The following is a 1,357-nucleotide window of genomic DNA, read 5'->3' as shown; positions in this document are numbered from 1 at the left end:
GTCGTGGGAGGCACGGGGCCGGCCGAGCCGGTGAAGCCCAAGAACGTCCCGCCCTTCGTCATCCAGCGGGACGTGGTGCGGCAGACGGCGCCGCGCCTGTCGGAGGTCTTCAAGCAGGGCCACCGGGGGCAGACGCTGCAGGGTATCTACAAGGTCTGCGTGGCCACCAATGGCAGTGTGTACGAGGTCACGCCCGTGAAGTCCGTGCCCGGCGCGGATGAGGACATCATCAAGGGGCTCAAGTCGGGCTGGGAGTACAAGCCCCAGAAGGTCCCCGTGTGCTTCCTCTACAACATCCCCATCACCATCCAGTAGGCGCGGGGCCCCTGGCGCGGGCCTCAGGGGACGTCGACCGTGAAGGACAGCGGTGGGCCGAAGGCCTGGCCGTCGCGGTGCAGCCTCCAGCGGTAGGTGGTGCGTCCCGGTGACGTCGGCGCGGTGTGAGTGAAGACGAACGTCTTCCGCTGCCCCAGGTGGATGGCTTCCCCCGGGGAGAGTCCCAGGTCCGCGGTCTGGTCGAGCGACGTGGCGCGCAAGCCGCCGCGGTCGCTCCAGGCCGTGGTGCCGGTGTTCTCCAGCGTCACCGTTCCCTGGAACGGCTGGCCGGCCTGGACCTCGAGCGCCCCTTCGGTGGTGACGACGCGTGCGTCCAGCGCGGGCGTGTCCAGGAAGGCGCCGAGCAATTGCTGGCGGAAGGGGAGGAAGGCCGTCGTCAGGGACGGGGACAGGGGGTAGTGCGAGTCCGGTCCGGGCGTCGGCAGTGGGGACAGGATGTCCTGTGTCTGGACGAAGCGCAGGAAGGCGAGAGGGAAGACGCCCGGGGCTCCCCCCAGCTCCGTGCCCCGGCTGAGGTCGTGGCAGCCGCCGCAGGACAGCGCCTGGGCGCGGGCCACCAGGTGACGGGGCGTCAGCGGGCTGCCGATGCGCAGCAGCTCGGCCTGGAGCGCGTCGGTGAAGGGGGTGGGCGCGGCGGTCTTGTCGAACTCGGCGAGGAAGTCGTCCACGCTGCCGAAGGACGGCATGGAGCTGCTCTGCGCGGCGTTGAAGACGTCCGGGACGGCGTAGTTGAAGCGGTTGAAGTCATCCACCGCGAGGGCCTCCACCTGGGTGACGAAGAAGTCCCGGAAGGCCACCGCGAGGGGGTGGGTATTCTGGAGGTTGAAGAAGTCTCCCCGGGGCGTCGACTTCACCGTGGTGGGGAGGAATCGCAAGGTGCAGCCCGTGGCGTCGCACTGCCGCTTCAGCTTGAACTCGCGCAGCATCCACGGGTTGGCCGCGCCGATGCCCGCCTGCATGAACATGTTGACGCGCACCTGCCCGAGGCCCGCGGGGCTGTCCCCATGGTGGTGGGGGTGGA

1 protein-coding gene and 1 pseudogene are annotated in these 1,357 nt (G+C 69.6%); one reads left to right on the top strand and one right to left on the bottom strand.

What is annotated here, in order from left to right; translation table 11 throughout:
- Positions 1-315, top strand: a pseudogene (locus FL311_RS44715) (PaxA); the annotation flags it as partial.
- A 23-nt stretch (positions 316-338) separates the two neighbouring features.
- Here the strand turns inward: FL311_RS44715 and FL311_RS43205 are convergent.
- On the bottom strand, positions 339-1,357 hold a 1,019-nt coding region (locus FL311_RS43205; RefSeq protein WP_255510416.1), incomplete at its 5' end, for an NBR1-Ig-like domain-containing protein.

It is taken from the genome of Myxococcus sp. AB025B (genome assembly GCF_006518215.1).
Lineage (GTDB): Bacteria > Myxococcota > Myxococcia > Myxococcales > Myxococcaceae > Myxococcus > Myxococcus fulvus.
The sequence above is the reverse complement of the archived record's forward strand: the minus strand, read 5'-3'. Positions and strand labels throughout refer to the sequence as shown.